The sequence below is a fragment of the Thermococcus sp. EP1 genome (assembly GCF_001317345.1).
GTDB lineage: Archaea > Methanobacteriota_B > Thermococci > Thermococcales > Thermococcaceae > Thermococcus_A.
The window spans coordinates 145,708-169,234 of the sequence record NZ_JXCG01000001.1; the positions used below are offsets into that span (position 1 = coordinate 145,708).

Sequence of the window (23,527 nt, forward strand, 5' to 3'; positions counted from 1 at the left end):
GAAACTAAGACTCGAGTCTAAGCCTCTTAATGACAAATTCCCTGTCCAGTGAAGCCAAGAATGGAGCTAATCTTGGACCTCTTTCTTTACCTATAAACAAACTATAAAGCACTTTAAAGTATTTTTTACTTGGAATTCCCCGTTTTTTAGCAGCATCGAAGATAACTGTGTTTAACTCATCGACTGTAAATCTTTCCTTCCTCTCAATCCATTCTGCGAGTTCTTCCAGAGCTTCTTTGATGTCCTCACTCATCTCCACTGTGGGCAGTTTTTCCTGGAGTTCAAATTTAACTCCTTCGGGAGCATATTTCTCTACCCAGTTTTTAGCAAGCTTTATCCTCAATTTTATTCTCTCTAGATCTTCTCTTCTTAGGTCAGTTGGGATATGGCCCTGCTCCTTTAGCACGTTTATTATTTTATCCTCGTCCAAGTGAGGCATCTGCACTAGCACTACGAGGAATCTAAAAGGCGCTTGCGCTATTAATCGCTCTGGAATAGAGGGCATTGAAAGTTCATAAGTCCTCTTAAGCTCTTCCCCTTCTTCAGGGTTTTTAGCCTCTTCCATTCCAAAATACAGCCTCTCAACCTTATCAAATTCATCATAAAGGTTTAACAGGCCTAATTCGAGGTCAATTTTTATCTCCTTGTTCGGCCTATGTCTTGCATAGAGGAACCTTATTACCCCAGGCTCGAGAACTTCATAAAGGTCACTCAGCAATATAACGTTCCCCTTGGATCCACTCATCTTGCCTTTTTGCCCTTTTATGCCTACAAACTCATACATGAGCGGCATCGGAGGTTCCTTTCCATAAACTGCCTTTATTATCTCAATACCCGTTTCATACCCTGAACCCGCTGCTAAGTGGTCCTTTCCAGCTGGTTCAAAATCCACATTAAAGTGAGCCCATCTCATGGGCCAGTCTACTCTCCATCTGAGCTTAACATTCCCGTCTCTGATGTCTGTAACATCTTCACTTTCACAATGCATGCATCTATACTTTATTTTCCATTCGCCATCCCATTCGACAAATTGAGCCTCTTTGCGGCATTTAGGACAATAAATTTGAACTGGTTGCCAATCTTCAGGCAAATGAGGCTGTTTTGCCATGTCTCTAAACTTATTTAAGATCTCCATAATCTTGTCTCTCTTTTCAAGGGCTATCCTCACATCATTAGCGTATTCTCCACTTTTGTAGAGTTCGCTCGCTCTTAGGAAATCCACAGCAATGCCTAACTTTTCTACTTCTTCTTCAAAGAGCTCTCTAAAGTGATCAGCATAACTCTCATGGCATCCCCAAGGATCAGGAACTTCACTTACAGGCATTGTGAGATACTCTTGCCATTCCTTGGGAACATTTTTCGGGACTTTTCTAAACCTATCATAATCATCCCACATGTGAATATGTCTAACCTTTTTCCCTCTGTCTTTTAAAGCGTGACCCACTATGTAAGTGGTGAAAAGCTCCCTAAAGTTCCCTATGTGGACATAACCACTAGGAGTGATTCCACTCTCAACTACATAGGACTCTTTATCCCCCTTTTCTCGAATAATTTTCTCAGCCATATAATCAGCCCAATGAACCATTTTTCATCCCCCAAGGTAGAGTCATAAAAATCATTTTTAAGTTTTGGCTCTGCGTTTTCAAACAGGAATGCAAACAAACAAAGTTTAAATATTTCGACCTCTTATTAACGGGTGATAGAGATGAACATAGTAACGGCAGTATTTTTTGCGGCACTCCCCATTTTGAGTGCAATATTCATAACAAAGTACCTAGGCAAAGAATATGCATGGGTAAACAGAAAAATAATTCATTTCAGCATTGTGCCTGCAACACTTCTATACTATTTCGAAGAAATCCCCAAAGAAGTATTCTCTTTAGCAGCACTTCTTTTTGGGACCGCCCAATTATATTTGCACATAAAGAAGGGAGAACTTCAGTGGTATCAAATAGATAAGAATTATGGGGAGGTGTTTTTTGCATTCTCTGCAGCTGTAGTGGCATTTTTCCTCCCCAGAGAATATGCAACAGCACTTCTTTTGGTTATGGCAATAAGTGATGGGGTTACTGGAATCATAAGATTTCATTATTTCAGAAAAAGAGGGTATAACGTAAAGCTAAAGAAACACTGGAGTGGCAGTGTAGGATACTTTTTCTCCAGCCTTTTAATAGCCTTCTTTTTCCTTCAGAGTGTTTCTTGGTACTCAAAGTTCTTATGGAGTATTATTCTTACATTTGCTGAATACCAGCAATTTATAGACGATAATCTCTCCGTACCAATCATAGGGATATTAATTAGGGGTATACTCTAGCTATTCAGCCCATCTAACTTTTAGACTATCTTTTTTGGCCTTTAAGAATTCTTCCACTAGTGCTTTTCCACTTGCTTCCATGAATTCCTCAACGTTACTTATTCCAAGCTCTTTTAGACCTATTGCAGTAACTTCTTCTGGAACTCCTTTTGCTTCCACGTTTATCCCTATGTGAACTTTAATACTCACCGGAGAGATTGTAGCAATAGAGATGTTAAGTTTTTTCTCATTAACGTAAATGTCATCGCCGCGTCTGGAAGTTTTTATTCCGTATGCTTCCAAAACTTCACAGAGCTTTACTATAAAGAGCTTTTGAAGGACTGACGCTAAGAAAACATTTGGAACCTCAAAAACCTCTATTATATAATGAACCATGTCATCACTTTTTATCTCCTTTTTCTGACGGAGATCCTCAATATCGATCATTTCTTCAACTTTGACATTACATTTCCCTCTGAAAATGACTATTGAATTCCCTAGAACTCCAAAGTTCCTGTATGCCCAGTGACTTTTTATGGCAGAGCCATCATAATCAATCCTTTTATCCCTAACTATCAAAAGTTCCATTCTCCTCACCTCAACTTCTTTCTATGAGGTAGAATTTAAGTTCTTCAAAATTTTTTACATCTCTCCACATATGAACAAACTTTATCTCTGGAATTGCCTTTTTAACTTCTTCTAGATGAAGAGTTCTATCGTCAACATAGATTACTTCATCTATCTCATATCCAATGGTTTGAAGTTGTTTGAGAGTCCTAAGTATCATGTCGGCTTTATTTGGATGGTTTTCAATTTTAGGAAAAACAAAGTAATGCCAAATACCAAACTCTTCAAGAATAGGTCGAACCAATTCTTCTACATTCCAGCTTGCAATACTCAAGAGAAATCTGTCTTTTGCCCATCTTAAAAACTCTATAACTCCCTCAAAAAGTCTCAATTTATTTCCATAGGAGTCAACTAATTCATTCCCATTGACTTTAAATGGAGGGACCAACCTAGATGCATCATAGTGATCCCACAAAGTACCATCAAGGTCTAGAATCAACAATTTCATTTTTTCACCCAAGAAATAATCATAACTTAGATTTTTTGAAATTATCGTTGAACTAGAACATATACTCAGAAGAGATTAAAGTTACAAGGACCGTGCATAGGCAGATTTGGCCTATCAAATGCCCAGCCCCCTTTCGGGGGTAAGAACCTCGGGCTATTGGGAGCGGCAGACTAAACGGGTCGGTTTCCCTTCCCGCTTACATCCCCGCTCCATCAAACCCGTCTTCTGCGGGCGCCCTCGTCCCTGGCAACGGACCGGTCACCCGACCCCTTGCGCCAGGGAGTGGCCGCCTATTTTCGGGGGCCGCTTCGGCCTTAGATGCCTTCAGGCCTTATCGGCTACGGCGTAGCTGCCCGGCTATGCCCTGTAGGACAACCGGTAGACCAGAGGCCGCGGCACCCTGTTCCTCTCGTACTAAGGGCGCCTTCCCCTCAGGCGGCCAGCACCCCCGGTAGATAGCATCCGACCTGTCTCACGACGGTCTAAACCCAGCTCACGTTCCCCTTTAATGGGTGAACACCCCCACCCTTGGCCCCTGCTGCAGGACCAGGATGGGAAGAGCCGACAGCGAGGTAGCAAGCCTCGGGGTCGATATGGGCTCTCGCCCGAGACGACTCTGTTATCCCCAGGGTAGCTTTTCTGTCATCCCAGGCCCCCACCGGGGAGGCTCTGGGGTTCGCTAGGCCACGCTTTCGCGGCTGGACCCGCCTCTGTTACGGGTCCAGTCAGGCCGGCTTTTGCCCTTGCACTCTACGGCGGATTCCTGACCCGCCTGAGCCGACCTTAGGGCACCCTCGATACCTTTTCGAGGGTGTGCCGCCCCAGCCAAACTGCCCACCTACCGCTGTCCCCGCTTTCGCGGGTTAGCCATACGGCAAAGGGTGGGCGGTGTCTCATGGACGGCTCCATCCGGCCCGGAGACCGGACTTCGACGCCTCCCGCCTACGCTGCGCACCCCCCGCCGTATGGCAACGGCAGGCTGCAGTAAAGCTCCATGGGGTCTTCGCTTCCCACCGGGGGTCCCTGGCATATGCGCCAGGCAGTGGTTTCGCCGGGCCCCAGCCGGGGACAGTGGGGACCTCGTTACGCCATTCATGCAGGTCGGCATTTAACCGACAAGGAATTTCGCTACCTTAAGAGGGTTATAGTTACCCCCGCCGTTTACCGGCGCTTCACCCGGTTGAACCCGGGCTTCACGTACCGGCACTGGGCAGGCGTCGGCCCCAGTACAAACCCTTTCGGGCTAGCTGGGACCTGTGTTTTTACTAAACAGTCGGGCCCCCCTAGTCACTGCGACCTGCGGTTTACGCAACCGCAGGCACCCCTTCTCCCGAAGTTACAGGGCCAATTTGCCGAGTTCCCTCGGCTGGGTTTCCCCCGACACGCCTTAGGCTTCTCACCCAGGGGCACCAGTGTCAGTTCTCGGTACGGTCGCGGAGGATCGTTCTCCGAGGGCTTTTCACGGGCCCCAGGGATCGGCAGAACCCCCCTTACGGGAGGCCATTCGCGCTTTCACCCGGTTCTCGCCATTACGGCACTCCCCGGGCTTATACGCTTAGCCGGCCTTGTGGACCGGTCCGCCTACCCCGAGGCGTCACCCTCGGAGCTTGCGTTGCCGCACCTACCTCCGCGGTACGGGAATATAAACCCGTTTCCCTTTCGCCAGCACCGAGTTACGGGCTGGCTTAGGACCGACTAACCCACGGCTGACGAACATTGCCGTGGAACCCTGGCCCCTTCGGCGGCCGGGATTCTCACCCGGCTATGCTGCTACTCCCGGCAGGATCCGCAATCCCGACGGGTCCACCGGACCTCACGGCCCGGCTTCTACCCCACCGGGACGCCCGCCTACCCGATCACGGACCAATCGGTCCGTGCGCCGGGGTCTCGGCGGCCGGCTTGAACCCCGTCCATTTTCGGGGCCCCTGACCTCGACGGGTGAGCTGTTACGCACTCTTTAAAGGATGGCTGCTTCTAAGCCTACCTCCCCGCTGTCTAAGGCCAGGGACACCCTTTGGAGTAATACTTAGCCGGCACTTTGGGGCCTTAACCCCGGTCTGGGTTGTTCCCCTCTCGGTGGACGGCTTACACCGTCACCCTACTCCCCCCATCTACGGCGGTAGTGGGTTCGGAGTTTGACAGGATGCCGGAGGCTTTCGCCCCCTGCACACCCAATCAGTGCTCTACCCCACTACCTACCTCCGGGGAGGCTATCCTGCGGGATAATTCGGCGGGAACCAGCTATCTCCGGCCTCGATTGGCCTTTCACCCCTAGCCCGAGGTCACGGGAGCGAATTGCACATCAGCATCCCTAACGGGCCTCCATCCCTCTGTTGAGGGACTTCACCCTGCCCCGGGCTAGATCGACCGGTTTCGGGTCTCACGGCCGTGACTCCGGGCGCTTTCACACCCCGTCCCTCGGCGAAGCGCCTGCGGACCTGTCGGTTTCCCTACGGCTCCGGGGATTTACCCCCTTAACCTCGCCACGGCCGTGAACTCCCTGCCCCGTGTTTCAAGACGGACGGTGCAACCCCGGTCCTCTTCCCTCGTACTCTCCCGTCGCCGGGATTTCCTTCGGGGAGAATCATTCCTTTCGGGCCGCACCCAACTATCGCCACCTGGTTTCAGGCTCTTTTCACCCCCCTCCCGGGGTGCTTTTCAGCTTTCCCTCACGGTACTAGTTCGCTATCGGTCTCGGGACGTATTTAGGGTTGGGAGCCGATGCCTCCCAGCTTCCCGCCGGATATCCGACCGACGGTACTCAGGAACCCCGCAGGAGCCTTCGGGCTTACGCCTACGGGGCTATCACCCTCTCCGGCGCCGCGTTCCAGCGGACTTCGGCTTCACCCGAGAGGCTCCAATGCAGGGCCCTGCTACACCACATCCCCTGAGTGTTTCCACTCAGGGTTCAGTTTGCCCTGTGCCGTTTTCGGTCGCCCCTACTCACGGCATCGCTTTTGCTTTCTTTTCCTGCGGGTACTAAGATGTTTCAATTCCCCGCGTTCCCTCTCCCTGGTGGGAGTGCGGCAAAGCCGCAGGAAGTCCCATTCGGGAATCCCCGGCTCGAAGGCTGCCTGCGCCTCACCGGGGCTTATCGCAGCTTGCCACGCCCTTCGTCGGCGCCCCGAGCCGAGCCATCCACCAGGTGGCTTAGGTTTCTTACCCCCTACTTGGAGGCTGGACATTTTTTGGGCCAAATCTGCCTATGCACGGTCCTCATCGTGACCCCTTAGTTCGGGGCCTAGGACCCTTCCACCCCGAGCAAAGCTCGGGATGTGCACCTCTTCGTGGTGGACCGGCCGGGATTTGAACCCGGGGCCTCCGGCTTGCAAAGCCGGCGCTCTCCCAGGCTGAGCTACCGGCCCACTTCAGGCAGGCCCAACACCCCTTAAGCCCCCCGGATGGGTTTCCGGCGATAGGAGGTGATCGAGCCGTAGGTTCCCCTACGGCTACCTTGTTACGACTTCTCCCCCCTCACGGAGCCCGGACTCGACCCCGCCCAGAGGACGGAGCCTCATCCAGACCCCGCTCGGGTGGAGTGACGGGCGGTGTGTGCAAGGAGCAGGGACGTATTCGCCGCGCGATGATGACACGCGGGTACTAGGGATTCCAGCTTCACGCGGGCGAGTTGCAGCCCGCGATCCGAACTGGGGGCGGGTTTAGGGGATTCCCTTCCCCTTTCGGGGTCGGATCCCATTGTCCCGCCCATTGTAGCGCGCGTGTAGCCCGGGGGTTTCGGGGCATACTGACCTACCGTCGCCCGCTCCTTCCTCCGGCTTATCGCCGGCAGTCCCCCCAGAGTGCCCCCTTCCCAACGGGAAGGGCTGGCAACTGGGGGCACGGGTCTCGCTCGTTACCACACTTAAGTGGACGCCTCACGGTACGAGCTGACGGCGGCCATGCACCTCCTCTCGGCGTGTCCGGCAAGACCTTCAGCCTGGCCTTCATCCTGCCGTCGCCCCCGGTGAGGTTCCCGGCGTTGAATCCAATTAAACCGCACGCTCCACCCCTTGTAGTGCTCCCCCGCCAATTCCTTTAAGTTTCAGCCTTGCGGCCGTACTCCCCAGGCGGCGGGCTTAACGGCTTCCCTACGGCACCGGGCGAGCTCGAAGCTCACCCGACACCTAGCCCGCATCCTTTACAGCCAGGACTACCCGGGTATCTAATCCGGTTTGCTCCCCTGGCCTTCGTCCCTCACCGTCGGACCCGTTCCAGCGGGGCGCCTTCGCCACTGGCGGTCCCCCTGGGATTATAGGATTTCACCCCTACCCCAGGGGTACCCCCCGCCTCTCCCGGTCCCAAGACCCGCAGTATCCCCAGCAAGCCCCACGGTTGAGCCGTGGGATTTCGCCAGGGACTTACGGGCCCGGCTACGGACGCTTTAGGCCCAATAATAGCGGCCACCACTCGGGCCGCCGGTATTACCGCGGCGGCTGCCACCGGCCTTGCCCAGCCCTTATTCCCGGAGCTTTTTACACTCCGGAAAAGCCGTGGCGTTGCCACGGCACTCGGGGTCCCCCCGTCGCGGTTTCCCGCATTGCGGAGGTTTCGCGCCTGCTGCGCCCCGTAGGGCCTGGACCCGTGTCTCAGTGTCCATCTCCGGGCTCCTGCTCTCACAGCCCGTACCGATCTTCGGCTTGGTGGGCCATTACCCCACCAACTACCTAATCGGCCGCCGGCCCATCCTCGGGCGGACAAAGTCCCTTTCGGCCTGAGGACCTTCCAGTACCTCAGGCCTATGGGGAATTAGCCCCAGTTTCCCGGGGTTATCCCCCTCCCGAGGGTAGGTTACCGACGTGTTACTGAGCCGTCCGCCGGTGGTGCCCCAAAGGGACACCCCCGTGACTCGCATGGCTTAGTCGGACCCCGATAGCAGTGGCCTCCGGCAGGATCAACCGGAATTGCTATTAGGAGTACGGCCGGTGGGACTCCCTTCAAAAGGGAGTACCATAAAACCCATCCGGGGTTTGGTCGGGGTGTTGGGCCTGCCTTACCCCCAAGGGGTCCCCTTTCGGGTTTCCTTGGGAGCGCACTTTGCTGTGCCCAAGGCTGGAGGGCGGGGTTCATTGTTGGGTGCTTTGCACCCACTCCCCTCGACGCCGCCGTTTTATGCCTGGGCTTTGGGCGCCCTCATTCGGGCGCTCCACCCTATAGTCCGAGACCCCCACAATGAAAAATTTTTGCAAAACCCTTCAGCGGAGAGATTTTTGAAAAAAAGACTGTCAAAAATCTCTTTAAGAATGCTTACTTTTCAACAAATAAATGTAAAATTTCTTGGAACTTCAGCCACTGTAACCATGCAAATGGTGCTAATATGATTAGCTGCTTTAGATTGAATGAACCTACTCATTGGCGCTAACAGTGTTAGAGAAAATCTTAATCCTAGCTGAAATGTCGAGGAGTATCAATGCAAACCTGCAGTACCATTGGACCACGAAATATACTAGAAGCTAGATATAATCATCGTGAGAAGTTCAAGTTGAAATCTAAAGTTGAAACTTTAAAATTAAAAAAGTTAAAGCCTCAAAATGTCCTCAACAATGCTTATTTTCGAAACTGGTGTAGGAATTGTGTTTATAACAGCAAGTTCATCAACAGCAGCACTTACTCTTTCAATAGCTCCTTCTGCAAAAACTCCATGTGTAGCAACAACAAATATTTTACCTGCTCCCCTGTTTCTGAGAATATTTGCAGCTTTTATCATAGTTCCGCCGGTGCTTATAATATCATCTACTATAAGCACGTTCTTGCCTTTAACGTCCACATCTACAGGTGTCATTTGCACTTCCGTTGGTGAGATGCGTTTCTTTTCAAAATAACTGAAGTCCAAGCCTAAAATATCCGCAACAGCCTTTGCTCTTTCTAATGCACCCTTATCTGGTGCAAGAACTAAACCGTTGCCAAGCTTCTCTTTAAAGTACTTGGCTATGGCTTTGGCAGGACTTAAATTCACAGCTTTGCCAGGGAAAAATTCCAGTGTTTTAGGATTGTGGAGATCAAACACATAAAGTTCATCATAATAAAGTCCAATCATCTTCATGATTGCCCTAACACTTATGGACTCACCTTCTTTAGTTACTCTATCCTGCCTAGAGTATGCCAAGTAGGGAACAACTGCTTTAAGATGCCTGAATCCTTTTTCCTTGAGTGCATCTCCTAGAAGCAAAAGTTCAATTAGATGTTCATTTTGAGGATTAAAGGTCGATTGTATAACTAAAGCTTCTTCGCCGTCTCCAAGCACTCTAACATACTTCTCCCCATCGGGGAAAGTTTTTATTTCCACCTCAACAACAGTTTTCCCAAACTTCTCAGCTTTGTTCTTAATTTCCTCTGTCATGTGATATGCACCACTACCTAAAATTACTTTCATTCTTATCACCTCCATGAAAGGTTCCCCCAAGACTTAATATCTTTTCTCATACCAAGAGAACCGCTATAATACCAGCTAAGAATATACCATCAAAGGTTCCCGCTCCTCCAATGCTCACCATTGGAGCACTGAGTTCTTTGAGTTTGTCCCAATTTAAGAGATCGGCTCCTATTAAGACACCCATGGTCCCACTGGTATATGCAATAAGCGGTTTATTATAGGCACCTATCGAAAGAGCAAGTATTGCCGCAACTAAAGGTGGAATAAAGGTTGGGATAGCTATCCCCAAGCCTTTCACGGGTCTAGAGAAAGCTTTACTGACCACAGCAGAAATCAAAATAGCCACTATCATCCTAGTGAGAAGGAACGTCTCATCAAGGATTAAAAGTCTTACTACTTCATACACAACAATACTTAAAGGAACAAGTGCACCACCAACGTTTATACTAACAATAGTCTTCTGCTCTCCCCAATCCACATATGGAACTGGATACGTAACTCCAAAGAAAGAGACTTTTGCTACCTTTACGATTGGACCATAACTCCTTATTTCTGTAATTGGAATATTCACAAAACTTCCTATCAAAGCTGCCCAGAATAAAGTAAACGCTACAGGTAAAGGAAGTCCCAGTTTCTGGAAAGCAATAGTTATTGTACTAGCAAAGAGAATGAATAACAAAGGTAACAACAAGACCAGGAAAATTAAAAACGGCAAAGTCAGAGGCAGGAAAAAATATCTTCTCAATTTTAAACCCCCCTAACATTAACCCATGTGAAGAAATCCTTCTGGATTAGGATATTTTCCAGCTTATTCTTATTAAGAGAAAAGAACCCAAGAACCTTTGTAGGTTTTACTTTCTCAATAGCAAATCTCTTATTTATATTGCAAGTTTTCTCTTTAGTTCTACTTGAAATATTCCAAACATTTTCTCTTTTTTCTTTAAACTTCCATACTGAATAAGATCCTCTAACTCTCAGCTCTTTCATATGGCTTCAAATCGAAATAATGAGAACTCCTTTATAAAACCAACGTTATATGGGAAAGATTTAAGTGGAGTTCCACTCTATTATCCGTGGAGGCTACGCCTATGAAGATTATTTGGTATGGACACGCGTGCTTTTGGATTGAAACAAGAGGGGTAAAAATCCTCATAGATCCTTATGAGTATGTAAATGATGATGCCATAGACGGCATTGACTACATCCTAGTAACCCATGAGCACACTGATCACTATGGAAAGACTCCTCTCCTAGCAAGACTCCGAGATGCTACAGTGATTGGACCAAAAACTGTTTATTTGATGGCAATAAGTGATGGAATCACCAAAGTGAGGGAAATAAGAGGGGGAGAAGAGATAGAATTAGAAAACAATGTGAGAGTAAAAGCGATTTTCGTTGAACATCCCTCCAGCCAATATCCTCTTGGTTACATTATTTCCAATGGAAAGAAAACTATCTTCCATCCTGGGGACACATATTACACCCCAATCTTCAAAAACTTGCGTGGAGAGGTTGATGTTCTTTTTGTTCCAATAAGTGGGAGATCAACAGCAAATGTGAGAGAGGCTGCAAATATTGTAGAAATCATGCGACCAAAGATCACAATACCTATGCATTATGGAGCCTACAGTGAGGCTGACCCAAACAAACTTATCAATGAACTCCGAGAGAAAAGGGTTTGGAGTCTAGTGAAAGTCTTGGAGATCGGCAAGCCTTTTGAGATTTAACGGTGTGAACAATGCTAACCACTGGCAGTAAAGCCCTAGACGAGTTATTAGGAGGAGGTATAGATAAAGGAGTTCTAACACAAATATATGGACCATTTGCTACTGGAAAGACTACACTAGCAATGCAAGTAGGGCTTTTAAATATGGGGAAGATAGCATATATTGATACTGAAGGGGGTTTTTCTCCAGAAAGGCTAGCTAAAATGGCTGAGTCACGAGGGATGGATGCAGCTACAGTTCTTCAAAGATTTCTGATATTTGAAATATTTGACTTCAAAGAACAAAGAAAAACCATATCAAGGCTTAAGAAAATTGTTAACGAAACCTTTTCCATGATTATTGTTGACTCAATAACAAATCACTATCGAGTTGAAGAGAACAAAAGTGCTATAACAGCAGATTTAGGAAAACAACTCCAAGTGCTCCTATGGTTATCAAGAAAATACAATTTAGCGGTTATCGTAACTAACCAAGTGTATTTTGACTCAAAACAAAATACGCTAAAGCCAATAGCTGAACACACACTAGGATACAAATGTAAGGACATAGTACGTTTAGAGAAATTAAGGCCTGGTTTGAGAATAGCTGTCTTGGAGAGACATAGGTTCAGACCAGAAGGTGGGATTGTATATTTTAAAATAACAGATAAAGGAATAGAAGATGTAGAAAAAACTAAATCTTCTCAAACAATTCTTGAGTAAGCCTCAATATGGCCTTGTATAACTTTTCGCTTATCACTCCATCTTCGTAGTGCATCTTTAGTCCCTCTTTATCAATTATCTCCTTCTTTCCATCAGGCCATTTGACAATATCAACTTCTAGATCAACATAACGGGCTTTGTCTGGATAGATCTCAACTGGAGTACAAATGTTGTAGTATTCTCCTTTCAGATTCCCTTCTTTATCATAGTAGCTGTGTTTGAACCACCATTTACCATCCTCTATCTCTGTTATTGCATAATCTCCGTGTTCTATTGGTACATCTAGCCCATCATAAAATTTACCTGGCTTTAGATACCTCCTAACCTTAAGTTTGATTGGGTTTAATGAGACCTCTAAAATTTCCCCTGGCCCAATCTTAATTATTTGGCCATCTGGCTTTACATGTTCAAATCTAAAAAGCCATCCAGACTTTGGACCTTTATTATTAACTAACGTCTCTAAAAAGCCTTCACTAACTTTTTTTCGTTGAGATGGCATTTTAGCTAGAATTCCCTCTCCTATCTCAACTGCAAACCCGAACTCGGGGTCGTAGGCCTTGAATTTATGGTGACCCTCTATTGTGGGAACCACAGTGTTTCTGATATCGTCAAGCTTTGCTTTAGCCGCTCCTCCAAATTCTACTTCATATATATCCCTTCCCTCTACAATTTTTGCTGGAGCTGAGTATTTATCTGCCTCTTTAAGCTTTTCAGCAATTTTTGAAAGTTTAATAAGCTCATCTCGTAATAAATTCCAATCTTTGTATGCTGCAGCTGTCCTCCATAGAACTCCCCATTCCCCTAAATCCACACTTAATCCAAGTATTCTAAGTCTCTCCCGCTCACTCTGCTCCCTAATTTTCCTAGAAATTTTAACGTGTCTCTGTGTGCCAATTGGCTTTGGAATAAGAACTGCATAATCTCCTGGGATAGTGAGAAGGACGCTTAAATGTGGAAGCAGGTTGTTTTTCTTTACCTGAACTAGCACTTCATCTCCTTCCATAGCGTCTGGGAATTCTTCAATTAGCAATGTCCCAATGGCACTTCCTATATCAACATAGACGTATCTGTCGTCTCTTTTAACTACCATTCCTTTATATATACCATACAGCTGATACGGCATCTTTCTGAAAAAAACATCCAAAAATTTTTCTTCAAGAACTTTTTTAACTTCCTCAACTTTTGTACCAACTAAAACTACACCATGGGAATCTCTTTTGTCCTGAATATCTACATCGAATTCATCATAAGCTTTTTCAATGTTTAACCTTTCGACGATTCTCTGGCTTGGCTGGCTTATTTTAAATCCTTCGTCAAGTAGCAGTTTTGTTAATGCAGTACTGTATATTCCTCTAATCCTCACCGAAACCTCTGAGTTTGTAGACATATTCACCACCTCTTTCCCGTTTTTCCACAACACCGATGAGCATTAAGCCTTCAAGGATTCTAGCAGCATGAGTTCTCTCAACACCACTATTTTTTTCTACGTTCCTCACCTCAACCCACAACAGACCTTTGGAATGCCAGTCTCTCAGAGCCTCTTCAACTTTATGAACCCATGAAGGGTAGTAATACAAGTAATACACAAAGGATATGAGGGTATCAATTGTATTTTCTAACATCTCTATTTTTTGCATTTTATTCAAGATATTAGTCGGTGGTAGTTTTCTCTCTTCGCTTATAAATATAAGCCCTTCAAGCTCCCCAGTTAATTTCTGAATTGCTTGAGTTATAGAGTAATCATAAATCCTATAAAACTGCAAAAGTCTTTGAAGTGAAGCATTTATCCTAGCTCTCTCACTAAAACTAATTTTAGGATTCTCAACCAGTGGAAGAAGTTCTTCTACACGAAATTTCATCTGATGTTCATTTTTTTGAAGTTCCTTTGCAAAAACTTCAAAACGACCCCTAATTAAAGAAGACAAGCTAACTATCTCAGACGCAACATCAAATTTTTTCTCAATTATTTCATGAAGGGTTAAGAGTAGCCCCCTTAGCTCATCAAAGTCCCAATTTGAGGAGAGTGAATAAGCCCTCAGAAAAGTTTTCTGAAATTCTTTATGGAGAAGCTCGGCTTTTTTAACAACTTCACGAATTTTCTCTACATCCACGGTAATTCCCCCCTAAAATATAATACACTCTCATCGTTCTTTTACTTTTCGCCAGGTAACAGGTTTAACAAATATGTTTATCCAAAAGCTTTTTTTAAAGCAAAATACTTTAATAATTAGAGGGAAGCTCATGATCTTAATGGATCGTTTTGGAAGGCCAGTTACGAACCTTAGGATCTCTCTAACTCATGAGTGTAACTTGAACTGCTTCTACTGTCACAGGGAAGGGCAAACACTCAACTTTCAAGAGATGAGTCCAGAAGAGATAGAACGAATAGTCAAAATAGCCTCAAAGCTGGGGGTAAAAAAAGTAAAACTAACTGGAGGGGAACCAACAGTAAGAGAAGATATAGTTGAGATAGTAAGAAGGATAAGACCGTATGTTGTCGATCTGTCAATGACAACAAATGGAACAACGATGAACGTCCTGGGAGAAGCCTTAAAAGATGCAGGACTTGATAGGGTAAATATAAGTCTAGATACATTAGATAGGAATAAATATAAGGAGATCACAGGTTTTGACGTGCTCCCACAGGTGATCAAGGGGATAAAGAAGGCAGTTAAGCTTTTCTCTCCCGTTAAACTAAATATGGTTGTTATGAAAGGGCTTAATGATGATGAAATTTGGGACATGGTGAACTACGCTGCCCAAAATAACGCTGTTCTTCAGCTTATTGAAATCGAAGTTCCTAGAGAGATGGAAAACTCGTGGTTTTTTAAGAAATATTTTTATCCATTAAAGCCATTAGAGGAAGAATTCCAAAAGATCGCCATAGAAACAAAGGAAAGAAGAATGCACAGAAGGAAAAAATACTTCATACCAACAAAGTACGGTACAGCTGAAGTTGAAATAGTTAGATCAATGCATAATACCGTTTTTTGTGCAAACTGTACAAGGATAAGATTAACCTCAACTGGCCACTTAAAAACATGTCTCCTTAGGAAAGATGATTTAGTAGACATAGTAACTCCAATAAGAGAGGGTGCTAGCGATGAAGAGCTCATTGAAATCTTTAAGAAAGCTATTCTCATGAGAGAACCCTATTGGAAGTGAAGTACTCTCCGCAAAATTGTAAATCCCAATGGTAACTAAGAAATGTTCCTCATCAGGAAAATAAAAAGATTTTTAATATAAATCACACCTAATCTGCAATTTGAGGGGGGAAGAATGAGCATTAATTTATATGGGGTCATAGCAGGTCTTATAGTAATACATATAGGCATTTTTGGAGTTTTTAAGGCATATAAACATTATCGTTCACTTAAAGAACCTAAAAAAATTTTAGCTAAAACACTATTGATCTCCTTTATCCTTTTTACCCTAGGTTCAATTGGTGTTATTATCGATGCTATCAGCCATAAACACTTGTGGGAAATAGGAGCAGTTTTCTTTACTACCGCATATCTCTATCTTGCAACATCATTACTACGATACTTATACAGTACCACAGAAGAAACAAGAAAGAAGGGAAAAATAATTAAGAAACGTGGCAAGTTACCAATATCCGGAGCGTATATAATTAGAAAACCTCTCTCCCCAGAAAGAGCTGAGTTTTTCTTTAGGTACTCATCTGGATTACTTGTAATAAGTAGAACACAAAAGGCACTTTGGGTTAAAAAGTACAGAATAGAACCAGATAAATTCCTCTGGATAAGCAGAATAGAAGGGGAAGATAGAGTGGACCCCTTGAAACTACATGTAATTCAAGATGAGGCCCTCAAATTCATTAGACAGCATGATGGTGGATGTGTGATCTACTTTGAGGGGATTGAATATCTGATGCTGTATAATGAATTTACTTCTGTTGCGAAATTCTTCTTTTCACTAAAAGACTATGCAATTTCAGGAAATTCTTTATTAATTCTCTATCTGCCTCCAAAGATATTAGAGACTTCTCAAGAGGCTACGATTCTCAAAGAATTTAAATTAAAGGAAGAAAATGAGTTAGTTAGAGAAGTCTCCCAAAAACTACTTGCAAACATGTTAGAGGGTGAAGATGAAAATGCCGGCGATAAAAGTAAAGAAAAGCGACGCTGAGAGGATTAAGAAACTTCTTAAAAAACTTGGCATATATGATGGCAAGCGAAGACCAAAAAGATCTAACGAGCACATTTTTCTTCCAGTACTAAACCCACAAAAAGTGAGAGAATTGGGATTTGAAATAGTTGATATTGAGCTTCCAATGAGACCCCAAAGACAGATATATCAAAGTCTTGAAAGCGTTTTAAAGAACAAGTTTACAGAAGAAGAGCTAAAATTCGTACGGCGGTATGATGTGATTGGTGATATAGCAATCACCCAGATACCTCCAGAGATCGAGCATAAGCAAAAAGAGATCGTAGAAGGTCTTCTAACAGTTCACCCATTTCTCAAAGTTATAGCAAGAAAAGGTTTTCATACTGGAGCTTTTAGAATACGAGAGTACTCAATAATCTGGGGAGAAAACCGCTTAACAACAATCCATAAGGAAAACGGGGTAAAGATTAAAGTGGATTTAAGTAAAGTTTTCTTTAACCCAAGAATGAAAGGGGAACGGTATAGATTGGCTCAGCTTGCCAATGACGGGGAAAAAATTCTCTTGCTTTTTGCTGGAGTACTCCCGTATGCTCTTGTTCTCGCCAGATATAAGAATGTCAGCATCACCGCAGTAGAGCTCAATAAAGAGGCTGTAGCTCTAGGCATTGAAAACATTGAGTTAAATAAATCCCGACTCAAAGGAAAGATAGAGATTATCCAAGGAGATGTCTTTGATGTTGTTCCAAAGCTGGGAAATTTCGATAGAGTTATAAGTCCAACCCCTAGGGGAGTAGATGCCCTAAACTTAGCTTTAAAAAAGGCCGAAAAATGGGTTCACTACTATGAGTTTGTTCATGAAAATGAGCTTGAAGAGTTTAAACAGAGAATTCTTAGAGAATGTAGAAAGCTTGGAAAGGAGTGCGAAGTTAAAATAAAGAAGGTATCTGATTTTAAGCCTCATGTGTATAAGGTGTGTGCTGATATTAAGATTCTTAACCAAAGCATCCCAAAGAAGTGATCTACCTCCTCTAAAGGACAGGGTTTTCGGAAGAAAAAGAAAGGGTTATTTTTTCAAAAACTCAAATAAAGTTGCTTGTTTATCCTTCTTTTTCTCTTTTGCTTCTTTTTCCTCTTTTGGCTTTATTTCTTCCTTTTTATCTTCTGCTTCTACGGCCTCCTCTTTTTCACTCTCTTTATCCATCTCTTCAGCTTTCTCTTCTTTTTCTTTCCTTATTACTTCTTCCACTCTTGCTTCCAACTCTGTCTTTACTTCTTTGAGCTTTCTGTGTATTGAAAGGGTTTTTCCTTTAATTTTCGCTGCTTTCTCTTTATCTTCGGTTAGAAACTCTAATTCTTTATCACCTAATTCCAAGAAAACAGCTATATGAGCAGCAACATCCGGATTATTGGCGAATATTGCTTTAAATATTTGCATTGTCTCAATGGCCTCAAGTTTGCTCATATGCATTCCTTTCATTATTTTCTTTATTATTGAATCCCTAATAGAACGTTCTTCTTTTGTATCACGAAGAATCCTCAAGGTTTTTGGAGGATAAAATCTCATGAATCCTTTTTTCTTTACTCCTGCAACTGCAACCCCTGCAGTCATCATATCCATAGCGTACTTCCACAACCCGTAACTTCCTGATCTTTTAGCTCGTCCTAGGTAAATGTCTGCCCTACTAAGGGCATCGTAGGCCCTCGCTATATCTTCTGGTTTGTAATATACGTAGGGAATATTCTCGTCTAGCCAAAGAAGAACCTCATCTGGAGTGTTATCAAGATTCATTAGAGCCATTTTAGCCCTTTTAGCGTTGTCAGTTGCAAATATAGTCCCTAATGCCTCAAAGATGGACTTTTCAACATCTCTGTATGCTAAAATTAGCTCAGCATCTTCGATCCCACCGCTTATAACAGTTTGAAGGTCGTTTATAGCAGCTCTTAAGTCCCCTCTAGCTCTCTTGGCAATCATCTGGAGAACTTCTTTAGGAACAAAGATCCCCTCTGCCTTAATTATCCTAAATAGCGCCTTTAATATATCTCTCTGGGTCAATCTCTTGTACTCAACGATTTCAGCCTTATTTCTTATTTCTATCGGGACCTCCCAGTATCTATTAGCAGACATTATTATTGGATTGCGAGCCTTGGTTATGAGTTTGGCTATTTCTCTAGCCCCACTGGGTTCTATGTTATCCGCTTCATCTAAGAAGATAAGCTTCCTTCTCCTCCCAAAAACATCCATTGTATAAGCAGCGTTTAAATAACGCTCTATCTTCCCAAATGTTCTGTCATCGCTAGCATTAAGTTCAATAACCTCAAATTTGTATTCATTTGCCAAGGCATACACTGTAGTAGTTTTTCCACTACCTGGAGGGCCCGCCAAGATAAGAGCCTTCTTTTTAGGAACTCCATGAAGCCATTGCTCAATCCATGGCTTGATCTTTTCTAAGGCCTTATCTTGGTTTACAATATCCACAAGTCTCTTTGGTCTATATTTCTCAGTCCACGGGAGCATTTACACTCACCTAATCCTTGCCAAGCAGCGTAAATTGAGCGAGCAACGCTTCAAGTTGGATCATTTCATTGGAACCTTCAACGAGTCTAAAGTTGTATTCACCAATCTTATCTGCGAGGGCCACTTTCTTTGGTTCACTTATTGGAAGGTTAAACACCTCTTTGTGCATCTGTATAAGAACATCCTCTCCGCTTAATCCTTGTTTAAGAAGAATTTCTCTTAGCTTGTCCCTAGCCTTAAGGAAATTTCCTTCCAAAGCGAAAAGCATCATTTCCCTAACATCCTCTGGACGAGCTCTACTTGCCACTAAGAAAACGTTTTCATCAGTAATCTTTACGTCCAAAGCTGCAGCTGCTTGAAGTACGTTTATAGCCCTTCTCAAGTCTCCTTCAGCTACATAAAGTATGGCTTGAAGACCTTCTTCAGTGAGCTCTAATTCTTCATTTTCTGCTATGTATTTGAGTCTCTTGGCTACATCTTCATCTCTAAGTGGCCTGAAGCGGAAAATAGCACATCTACTCTGAATGGGCTCAATGATCTTAGAGGAATAGTTGCAGCTCAAGATAAAGCGAACATTGCTTGAGAACATCTCCATTGTTCTTCTCAAGGCTTGTTGAGCGTCTTGAGTTAAAGCATCGGCCTCATCGAGGAATATTATCTTGAAACTTACTCCTCCAATAGGCTTTGTTCTTGCAAACTCCTTTACTTTTTCCCTTATGACGTTTATACCTCTTTCATCACTCGCATTCAACTCTAGGAAATTATGCCTCCATGCCTCTCCAAAAAGCTCTCTTGCCAAACACAGTGAAGAAGTCGTTTTTCCTGTGCCTGGTGGTCCAGCTAGGAGAAGGTGGGGCATCGAACCAGTCTTAACATAATGCTTCAATCTCCTCACTATATGATCCTGACCAACAATGTCATCAAGTCTCTCGGGCCTGTACTTCTCAACCCAAGGTTTTTCAAGAATTTTGACTTCTTTAACCTCTTTTACCGCCTCAACCATAGCGATCACCTATTATCGTAACCTAACTTCTTTATACTCAAGCAGATATTTAAAAGCTTTGGAGTTTTCATAGTCTTAGAGCGACTTGATCTTTACTTAAACATTAGTATATAGAAACTTACATCTCAAAAATTTAGAACAGAAAAGCAAACTCTTCTTAAATTGGGGAAAATTACTAATTGGTACACCTTTCTGTTATTCTAACAAATTCCATTGTTGCCCCAGGCATGAAAAAAGTACTATTGTTCAATTTATACTCTATTTTTGGTCTCAATAAGAGCATTTCAACTGTAGGATCAACTTCGATATACATGACAAGGTATCTTTTTTCTCGTGGTAGTATCTGACATCCAGTAGGGGAAACAAGACTTTCTTTTGGAATTTTTGATACATCTTCTACTTTTGGCAAGTCTAAAATGGATGTTGCATTGTAACACGCTATCGCTAGAGTTTTTAGAGCCTGTGGATCTAGAACATAAGAGAAGTTTACTACGTAAATAGTTTCGTTTGTTGGATTAAACAATCCTATCTCATATTTTACCAGTTTAGAATCGTTTACAAATGTAGTAGCATATCGGCTGTTTTCCGTAATAATTAATTTTGGGGCAATTTCTTTGGAAGTTTCAATGACCCAATTTCCTAAAGAGAGAGTAAACTTCTTTGTTCTAATTGGAGTGGTAACATAAATGTAGGAGTTTAAATTCTCAACCTCATGACTCCCAAACTCAAGGCCCAAAAACCTTATTGGTACAATCATTCTAAAGTACCCTCTGAATGACCTTTGCAGCTCTTTTCCTTTGTATTGAACCAGTGAGCCTAGAGGCGTAGAAATGGTTATACTAATATTATCTTTCTCTAATTCCACAGAGGAAGGGCACCAGAAAATAGTTGCCTCTATACTCTCATTTGGAGCCACATAAACGTAAGCTACTCTTTCACCAATGAATTTATCTTGAAGTTCGTTTTTGGCTATTTTATCGGCGTAAATTCCAAGTGAAACAGAAAAGAATAGAACAAAAGCAACAGAGAACACAAGAATTAAATAAAAGTTCCCTTTTAATTTTTCTATCATTAGGAATTCACCTCTAGTGTCCCTAAACTTATATACTCACTTACACTCCTCAACTCAGTACGATTACATCTCCACTCTGTGGAAATTTAGCCAGTAACTAAACAGACCAAACAAATCAATATTCTAATTTTTTGACTTTATTCCCTCCTCCTTACGAAGATTCATGAAAATTAAGCACTTGAAATATATAAAATTTACGGCTGATAATCGTAAATTTCTAGGGCCTAATCTAAAGCAATACATACAAAAAAGCCATTATATGGTCTCTAGTGGAAAACATAGATATATCATTGAGAGCATGAAAAACTTTTATAGGTGTAAAAAGTAGATATTCTACTCGGTGGTGTATATGGCGAAGCTTGATTGGATTACTGAGGAGCTTAATGAACTTAAAGAGAAAGGCCTCTATGTTAAGATTAGAGTCCTTCAAAGTTCTCAAGGCCCCTGGGTTGTTGTGGATGGGAAGAAAGTTCTTAACATGTGTTCCAACAACTACCTTGGCCTTGCTGCACATCCAAAAATCAAAGAAGCCGCAATAAGAGCAATTCTCGACTATGGTATAGGTGCGGGAGCTGTTAGAACTATAGCTGGTACAATGGAACTCCACGTAGAGCTCGAGGAGAAACTGGCAAAATTCAAAAAGAGGGAGGCTGCAATTCTCTTCCAGAGTGGTTATAATGCAAACCTTGGAGCCATTAGTGCCCTCATAAAGAAAGGTGAAGATGGGGTTTTTGTAAGTGAAGAACTCAACCACGCGAGCATCATAGATGGTATGAGATTAAGCGGTGCTCCCAAAGTTATCTACAAGCACCTTGATATGGAAGACCTCAAAAAGAAGCTTGAAGAGGTTAAAGACAAGAAGAAAAAGCTCATAGTCACGGATGGAGTTTTCTCAATGGATGGTGACTTAGCTCCACTACCGGAAATAGTAGAGTTAGCAGAGCAATATGATGCCATGGTTTATGTGGATGACGCCCATGGTGAGGGTGTTCTAGGAGAACACGGAAGAGGTATAGTGGATCACTTCAATCTCCACGATAGAGTCGACTTCGAGATGGGAACTCTAAGCAAAGCTTTTGGTGTCATCGGGGGTTACGTTGCCGGCCCAGAGGAAGCAATAGATTACCTAAGACAAAGAGGAAGACCCTTCCTATTCTCCAGTGCAGTAAATCCACCAGATGTCGCTGCAGCTATTGCTGCTGTTGAGATCCTCCAACACAGTGATGAGCTTGTCAAAAAGCTTTGGGACAACACATCCTTCCTCCAAAAGGGTCTCCGTGATATTGGGTACAATCTTGGTAATACCAAACACCCAATTACCCCAGTAATGCTTTATGATGAAAAACTTGCCCAAGAGTTCAGTAGAAGATTATACGAGGAGTACAATATTTTTGCACAGGCTATCGTATATCCAACCGTTCCATTAGGAACCGCGAGAATAAGACTCGAACCCTCAGCAGCCCACAGCAAAGAAGACCTACAATATGTAATTGATGCGTTTGAAGACCTTGGAAAGAAAACTGGGTTCCTTAAGTGATTTTCCACTTTTCTTAATTTTCAAAACTTTACTCTTTCAACTTGATAATAAACAACATCATTATCCTCATCAACAACTGCAAGAACCATCTTTTTCCTCACTCCATGGGCCACCCTAACCCTTGCAATCAAGTCATTTGGATACATTTTTTGACTCTCACTTACAACCCAGATAAGCCAGTCAGCATGCTCTTCCATACCCTTCCTATATACTCTAAAATGAGAGCCATATTTAAGAGCAGTCTTGACGGTGTATCCCCTGTCTCTAAGATCCTTGTATACCAAGAATTTTAAGTCAAACTGCTCATCTTTCTTTCTACCTTTTTCAAAAAGTTCTTCAAGACCTAGTTCCTTTTCACCTTCAAAAACCCTAATCCACTCTTTTTCAAGGAGATAGGCAGCTTCAATAAATGAGAGAAATAACTTTCCACTAATAACCTCTCCGTAATGTCTCTTGTTATAGAGTTTGTTTATCGCACTTTCCATGGTGCTGAAAACCCTCTCCCCGCTGATATAAAATTTGAACTCGCTCAACTCTTGCCCCCCCAACTCTCTGGAGTTAACATCATATAGTATGCATCTTCTCCATCAGAGTAATACCTCCGGATAATTTTCATCTTCTTAAACCCTAGTCGTTCATAGAGTTTTATCGCTCCCTGATTGCTAACCCTAACTTCCAACCCTATATACCGAGCACCCCGCTTTATTAACCTATCTATAACTGCTTCCATTAATGCTCTGCCTATCCCATTTCCCCTGTAAAGAGGATCAACTGCGATGCTCATTATATGTCCTTCCATATCCGGCTTCAAATAACCCATAACATAACCAATGACTTGACCATTATACTCAGCAACTAGGAAAGTTTCTCGATTTGCTTCAAGGAACATTAGAAATAACCCTCTAGGGTATTGTTCTCTAAACGATTGCCTTTCAATACGCATGATCTCGTTTAAGTCAAAAAGGGTGGCCGGTCGAATTGTAATGAGACTTAGAGGTATTCTCCGGGGAAGGAAATCTCGGGAAGAGACACTCATGTTTTAATATTTGCTTTGTAAGTTTTTAATCTTATTGATTGAGAGCTTTAGAATTTGTTATTTAAAGATA

19 protein-coding genes, 1 tRNA gene and 2 rRNA genes are annotated in these 23,527 nt (G+C 43.6%); 7 read left to right on the forward strand and 15 right to left on the reverse strand.

The window, feature by feature from the left end; genetic code table 11:
• Positions 1 to 4: 4 nt before the first annotated feature.
• Positions 5 to 1,585 carry a lysine--tRNA ligase gene (gene lysS, locus EP1X_RS00710; RefSeq protein WP_055280833.1) on the reverse strand — a complete coding sequence of 527 codons (1,581 nt, stop codon included), beginning with the start codon at positions 1,583 to 1,585 and terminating at the stop codon, positions 5 to 7.
• Between the two features lie 120 nt (positions 1,586 to 1,705).
• Here lysS and EP1X_RS00715 point away from each other — a divergent pair, with 120 nt between their 5' ends.
• Positions 1,706 to 2,314: a hypothetical protein gene (locus tag EP1X_RS00715; RefSeq protein ID WP_055280834.1), complete on the forward strand. Its 609-nt coding sequence runs from the start codon at positions 1,706 to 1,708 to the stop codon at positions 2,312 to 2,314.
• Here the strand turns inward: EP1X_RS00715 and EP1X_RS00720 are convergent, their stop codons facing one another.
• From EP1X_RS00720 to EP1X_RS00755, 7 genes are all read right to left on the reverse strand, one after another.
• Entirely contained in the window at positions 2,315 to 2,881 is a 567-nt protein-coding gene (locus EP1X_RS00720; protein ID WP_055280835.1) for a DUF366 family protein, read from the reverse strand.
• Positions 2,882 to 2,891: 10 nt separating this feature from the next.
• Positions 2,892 to 3,368 (reverse strand): magnesium-dependent phosphatase-1, encoded by a 477-nt coding sequence (locus tag EP1X_RS00725; RefSeq protein WP_055280836.1) that lies wholly within the window; start codon positions 3,366 to 3,368, stop codon positions 2,892 to 2,894.
• 136 nt (positions 3,369 to 3,504) lie between these two features.
• Positions 3,505 to 6,534: ribosomal RNA gene (locus EP1X_RS00730) — 23S ribosomal RNA — on the reverse strand.
• A gap of 122 nt (positions 6,535 to 6,656) precedes the next feature.
• Positions 6,657 to 6,733 (reverse strand) — tRNA-Ala (locus tag EP1X_RS00735).
• 52 nt (positions 6,734 to 6,785) lie between these two features.
• Positions 6,786 to 8,270, reverse strand: a 16S ribosomal RNA gene (locus EP1X_RS00740).
• The 16S and 23S rRNA genes sit together here with 1 tRNA gene alongside, the layout of an rRNA operon.
• A 613-nt stretch (positions 8,271 to 8,883) precedes the next feature.
• Positions 8,884 to 9,738, reverse strand: coding sequence for a ribose-phosphate diphosphokinase (locus EP1X_RS00750; protein ID WP_055280838.1), 855 nt, complete (start codon positions 9,736 to 9,738; stop codon positions 8,884 to 8,886).
• A gap of 46 nt (positions 9,739 to 9,784) precedes the next feature.
• Entirely contained in the window at positions 9,785 to 10,483 is a 699-nt protein-coding gene (locus tag EP1X_RS00755; protein ID WP_055280839.1) for a DUF1614 domain-containing protein, read from the reverse strand.
• A 343-nt stretch (positions 10,484 to 10,826) separates the two neighbouring features.
• Between EP1X_RS00755 and EP1X_RS00765 the strand changes: the two genes are divergently transcribed.
• Complete coding sequence (locus EP1X_RS00765; RefSeq protein ID WP_055280841.1) at positions 10,827 to 11,465, forward strand: MBL fold metallo-hydrolase; 639 nt, start codon at positions 10,827 to 10,829, stop codon at positions 11,463 to 11,465.
• Between the two features lie 11 nt (positions 11,466 to 11,476).
• Entirely contained in the window at positions 11,477 to 12,166 is a 690-nt protein-coding gene (gene radB / locus EP1X_RS00770; protein ID WP_055280842.1) for a DNA repair and recombination protein RadB, read from the forward strand.
• Here radB and EP1X_RS00775 read toward each other — a convergent pair.
• Complete coding sequence (locus EP1X_RS00775) at positions 12,138 to 13,553, reverse strand: ribonuclease E/G (RefSeq protein WP_055280843.1); 1,416 nt, start codon at positions 13,551 to 13,553, stop codon at positions 12,138 to 12,140. The two genes, radB and EP1X_RS00775, sit on opposite strands and share 29 nt — an antisense overlap.
• The gene (locus tag EP1X_RS00780) at positions 13,519 to 14,277 is read right to left on the reverse strand and encodes a hypothetical protein (protein ID WP_055280844.1); all 759 of its coding nucleotides are present in this window, start codon (positions 14,275 to 14,277) and stop codon (positions 13,519 to 13,521) included. Before EP1X_RS00780 ends, EP1X_RS00775 begins: the two co-directional genes overlap by 35 nt.
• A 133-nt stretch (positions 14,278 to 14,410) precedes the next feature.
• On the opposite strand from EP1X_RS00780, the gene moaA reads away from it, so the two are divergent.
• From moaA to EP1X_RS00795, 3 genes are all read left to right on the forward strand, one after another.
• Complete coding sequence (gene moaA, locus EP1X_RS00785) at positions 14,411 to 15,331, forward strand: GTP 3',8-cyclase MoaA (RefSeq protein WP_055281370.1); 921 nt, start codon at positions 14,411 to 14,413, stop codon at positions 15,329 to 15,331.
• A gap of 114 nt (positions 15,332 to 15,445) precedes the next feature.
• The gene (locus tag EP1X_RS00790) at positions 15,446 to 16,315 is read left to right on the forward strand and encodes a DUF835 domain-containing protein (RefSeq protein ID WP_055280845.1); all 870 of its coding nucleotides are present in this window, start codon (positions 15,446 to 15,448) and stop codon (positions 16,313 to 16,315) included.
• Positions 16,281 to 17,312: a class I SAM-dependent methyltransferase family protein gene (locus EP1X_RS00795; protein WP_055280846.1), complete on the forward strand. Its 1,032-nt coding sequence runs from the start codon at positions 16,281 to 16,283 to the stop codon at positions 17,310 to 17,312. The genes EP1X_RS00790 and EP1X_RS00795 overlap by 35 nt, the downstream gene beginning before the upstream one ends.
• A 45-nt stretch (positions 17,313 to 17,357) precedes the next feature.
• Here EP1X_RS00795 and EP1X_RS00800 read toward each other — a convergent pair whose 3' ends face one another.
• The 3 genes from EP1X_RS00800 to EP1X_RS00810 all read right to left on the reverse strand — a co-directional run bounded on the left by EP1X_RS00800 (position 17,358) and on the right by EP1X_RS00810 (position 20,884).
• Positions 17,358 to 18,809, reverse strand: a complete 1,452-nt coding sequence (locus tag EP1X_RS00800) for a replication factor C large subunit (RefSeq protein WP_055280847.1) — start codon at positions 18,807 to 18,809, stop codon at positions 17,358 to 17,360.
• A gap of 10 nt (positions 18,810 to 18,819) precedes the next feature.
• A complete protein-coding gene (locus EP1X_RS00805; RefSeq protein WP_055280848.1) occupies positions 18,820 to 19,812 on the reverse strand; it encodes a replication factor C small subunit in 993 nt (330 codons plus the stop codon).
• Positions 19,813 to 19,987: 175 nt separating this feature from the next.
• On the reverse strand, positions 19,988 to 20,884 hold the full coding sequence (locus EP1X_RS00810) for a hypothetical protein (protein WP_055280849.1): 897 nt from the start codon (positions 20,882 to 20,884) through the stop codon (positions 19,988 to 19,990).
• Positions 20,885 to 21,233: 349 nt separating this feature from the next.
• Here EP1X_RS00810 and EP1X_RS00815 point away from each other — a divergent pair, with 349 nt between their 5' ends.
• Positions 21,234 to 22,421: a glycine C-acetyltransferase gene (locus EP1X_RS00815; RefSeq protein WP_055280850.1), complete on the forward strand. Its 1,188-nt coding sequence runs from the start codon at positions 21,234 to 21,236 to the stop codon at positions 22,419 to 22,421.
• Between the two features lie 20 nt (positions 22,422 to 22,441).
• On the opposite strand, the gene endA is transcribed toward EP1X_RS00815, so the two are convergent.
• Together endA and rimI are read right to left on the reverse strand one after the other, a co-directional pair.
• A complete protein-coding gene (gene endA / locus EP1X_RS00820; protein ID WP_082391429.1) occupies positions 22,442 to 22,954 on the reverse strand; it encodes a tRNA-intron lyase in 513 nt (170 codons plus the stop codon).
• On the reverse strand, positions 22,951 to 23,457 hold the full coding sequence (rimI, locus tag EP1X_RS00825) for a ribosomal protein S18-alanine N-acetyltransferase (protein ID WP_055280851.1): 507 nt from the start codon (positions 23,455 to 23,457) through the stop codon (positions 22,951 to 22,953). The genes endA and rimI overlap by 4 nt, the downstream gene beginning before the upstream one ends.
• Between the last annotated feature and the right edge of the window lie 70 nt (positions 23,458 to 23,527).